Origin of the sequence: Rhodococcus sp. EPR-147, assembly GCF_001647185.1 — a bacterium.
Classification (GTDB): domain Bacteria; phylum Actinomycetota; class Actinomycetes; order Mycobacteriales; family Mycobacteriaceae; genus Rhodococcoides.
This window is the reverse complement of the sequence record NZ_LVCU01000587.1, coordinates 1-3,342: the sequence shown is the minus strand read 5'-3', so window position 1 is coordinate 3,342 and position 3,342 is coordinate 1. Positions and strand designations below refer to the sequence as shown.

4 protein-coding genes are annotated in these 3,342 nt (G+C 66.0%); 1 reads left to right on the top strand and 3 read right to left on the bottom strand.

Annotated elements, in window-relative coordinates; genetic code table 11:
* The coding region (locus tag A2J02_RS26505; protein WP_068055884.1) for an FAD-dependent monooxygenase at nt 1-998 on the top strand (998 nt) is incomplete at its 5' end.
* Here the strand turns inward: A2J02_RS26505 and A2J02_RS26500 are convergent.
* The 3 genes from A2J02_RS26500 to A2J02_RS26490 form a co-directional block, all read right to left on the bottom strand.
* Nucleotides 995-1,888: a siderophore-interacting protein gene (locus A2J02_RS26500; RefSeq protein ID WP_068055881.1), complete on the bottom strand. Its 894-nt coding sequence runs from the start codon at nt 1,886-1,888 to the stop codon at nt 995-997. The genes A2J02_RS26505 and A2J02_RS26500 overlap by 4 nt on opposite strands.
* 82 nt (nt 1,889-1,970) lie before the next feature.
* Complete coding sequence (locus A2J02_RS26495) at nt 1,971-2,777, bottom strand: ABC transporter ATP-binding protein (RefSeq protein WP_156516404.1); 807 nt, start codon at nt 2,775-2,777, stop codon at nt 1,971-1,973.
* The coding region (locus A2J02_RS26490; RefSeq protein WP_156516403.1) for a FecCD family ABC transporter permease at nt 2,774-3,342 on the bottom strand (569 nt) is incomplete at its 5' end. The genes A2J02_RS26490 and A2J02_RS26495, both read right to left, overlap by 4 nt.

The following is a 3,342-nucleotide window of genomic DNA, read 5'->3' as shown; positions in this document are numbered from 1 at the left end:
CCACCGAGAAGGGCACCCGATTCGTCGACGACGCCGACGCCACCATCGCGGCCTTCCCGGCCGGCGACGGATCCCACGACGGCCCGACGGCGGAGTTGGAAATTCTGCGCGGCGAGTTCGCGCGGATTCTGGTCGAGTCCGCCGGTTCACGGACCGAGTATCGCTACGGCGATCGCGTCGTCGAGGCGACTCAGGATGCTGCCGGCGTCGATGTCACCTTCGCAACAGGCACAGCGGAGAGGTTCGACCTCGTTCTCTTCGCCGATGGAATACGTTCCAGCAGCAGAGAACTGGTGTTCGCCGGCGAGGCCGAGACCACCCCGGTCGGCTTGTACACCGCATACGGCGTACTGCCGAAGAGACCGAGCGACGACGGCTGGTGGCGATGGTACAACGCCCCCGGATCCCGAGTGGCCAATCTACGACCGGACAACCTCGGCACGACGCGATTCAGCCTGTCCTGGGTGTCCGACGACAGCGGCTACGAGGGCGCGTCCACCGAACGCGTGATCACCGCTCTGCGTTCGACGTTCGCCGACGTCGGTTGGGAAGTGCCCCGAATCCTGGACTCATTGGGACCGGACTCGGAGCTGTACGTCGACTATCTGGCGCAGGTGAAGGCCCCGCGCTGGTCCGACGGCAGAATCGGCATGCTCGGCGATGCCGCCTGGTGCGCAACGCCGTTGAGCGGCATGGGCACCACGTTGTCGGTCACCGGCGCGTACGTTCTCGCCGGCGAGCTCGCGCGGGCGAGCGATCATCGCGCCGGGTTCGAGGCCTTCGAGACGCGCATGCGTCCGTTCGTCGCTCAGGCTCAGAAACTCCCACCCGGCGTGCCTCGCGTCGCGCATCCGAAGACCTCGGTGGGAGTCGCCGCATTCCGCACCGCACTGCGGCTGGCCGGATCGAAGCCGGTACAGGCCGTGAGCAGCAAGTTCCTCGGTCCCGACGCGGCGACACTCGAGCTGCCGGACTACGAGTTCGAAAACGCAGGTTAGAGCCCCACCCGCTCGAGCAGCGCATCGAATGCCTCGCTGGCTTCCTGCTCGGAGCGGCCGGACTCGATGACGCCGTTGTACACCGCGAGCGCCTCCTCCTGGTATTGCTTGTATTTCTCGAGCCACTTCTCGGAGTCGGCGCGCCAGTACCCGATGATGTCGAAGTACGCGATGTCGTAGCCCAATTCCTTGCGGAAGTACTTGCGCACCCGACGCGAGGACGACGCCTCGCCGGCGAACCAGACGTAGCCGCGTCCCTCGGGCAGTGGGTACGCCAATGCCGCGTCGTCGAGAACGCTTGCGCTGTCGCCGTTTCCGGATCCGATGCGCCAGTCGAACGTGACGTCGGCCTTGGTCTCGAAGGATTGGATGTCGCCGCGTTCGAGAACCTCGACGATCGCGTGCGCACGCATTCCGGCGGGCAACTGCTCGACGAGTCGGCCGAGTGCGGGCAGCCCGGTCATGTCCGCGACCAACAGCAGCCATTCGACGTCGGCGGGCGGTGAATACCAGGATCGCGGCCGGGTGAACAGCACCGTCTGCCCCGGGACGGCCTGCTGCGCCCAGGTGGATGCGACACCGCCCTCGTGGGCGAAGAAGTCGATGGTCAGCTCACCGCGCTCCGGATCGAGACGGCGGATGGTGTAGTTGCGCCCTTCGGGAGCGTCGTCGAGACCGTGGAACCACCAGAACCCGTCGACCTCGGTCATCGGCGGCGGGATCGCCTCGCCTGCCCTGGGGAAATAGACTCCGACGCATTCGTCGGGCACACCGAGCGTGCGGTAGCCGGCAACGTGCTCGCCGCCGAACGTCACGCGCACCATGTGCACCGTGAGACGTTCCACTGCAACGACGTCGGCGTAGTAGTAACCACGCGGTTGTTCGTTCATCTTCGCCCTCGATACATATCTCGACGTGGCTCTCGAGAGAACCCGCAGGCCGACTCGGCAGCCATTCCTCCTCGATTCTAAACTAAGCCTTGCCTAGCCTGCGACCGGCCGCCTTGGGAATCACCAACGGTGTGTGCGATTCCGGGTCGTCGATGATGCGGCACGGCAGCCCGAAGACCGCCTCCACCAGCTCGGCGGTGACGACGTCGGCGGGCGCACCCTCGGTGACCACTGCGCCGTCCTTCATCGCGATGATGTGGTCGGCGTACCGGCAGGCGTGATTGAGGTCGTGCAGCACTGCGACCAGAGTGCGACCGTTCTCGCGGTTCAGAGTGGCCAACAGGTCGAGAAGCTCGATCTGGTGGGCGATGTCGAGAAAGGTCGTCGGCTCGTCCAACAGCAGCAGCGGCGTCTGCTGCGCGAGAACCATTGCCACCCAGACGCGTTGCTGCTGACCGCCGGACAGTTCGTCCACCGGACGAGCGGACAGCGACGTCACTCCGGTCGAGTTCATGGCCTCGATCACCGCGGCCTCGTCTGCGGTCGACCACTGTCGGATCAGCTTCTGATGCGGATAGCGGCCCCGCGCAACCAGATCGGCCACCGAAATGCCGTCGGGTGCGATGGAGGTCTGCGGAAGCAGGCCGAGGCGTCGGGCAACTTCTTTCGCCGGATACGACGAAATCGCCTTCCCGTCCAGCAGAACGGTTCCACGAGAGGGCTTCAGCAGCCGCGAGAGTGCCCGCAGCAGAGTCGATTTACCGCAGGCGTTCGGTCCGACGATGACGGTGAACTTGCCGTCGGGAATTTCGACGGTCAGGTTCTCGCTGACGACTCTCTTGTCGTATCCGACCGTGATGTCGTCGGTGTGCAACCGAGGCTTCGTCACTGCTTCCTTCCTTCCCGCGCCAGTAACCACACGAAGTATGCGCCGCCGACCGATACGGTCACCACACCCACCGGGAGCTGCGTGGGAGCGAAGACGCGCTGTGCAACAACGTCGCTGACGACCAGCAGCAGCGCTCCCATGCACGCGGCAGGCACCATCGCCACTGACGAGGTACCGGTGAGGCGGCGCGCCAACTGCGGCGCGGCGAGCGCGATGAACGAGATGGGCCCCGCGGCCGCGGTGACCATCGCGATCAGCGCAACTCCGAGGAACACCAGCATCAGACGGGTCGGCTCGGCGCGCACACCGAGCGCCCTGGCCGCATCGTCCCCCATCTCCAACATCGGCAGCCGACGCGAGAGCACCGCCAGGCACGACCCGATGACGATCGACACTGCCAGTACCGGTCCCACCTGCGACCACCCCAGCCCGTTGAGGGTGCCCGCACCCCAGACTGCGGCCGCGATCGCGTCGTCCAGGTCGGCCCTGATCACGAGCCAGGTGTTGACCGAGGCCAGGACGGCGCTGACGGCGATCCCGACGATGATCAGCCGTAAGCCCTGCA

Coding starts and splice junctions, on each gene's coding strand:
- A2J02_RS26500 (WP_068055881.1), bottom strand. CDS start 1,888: ATGAACGAACAACCGCGTGGTTACTACTACGCCGACGTCGTTGCAGTG.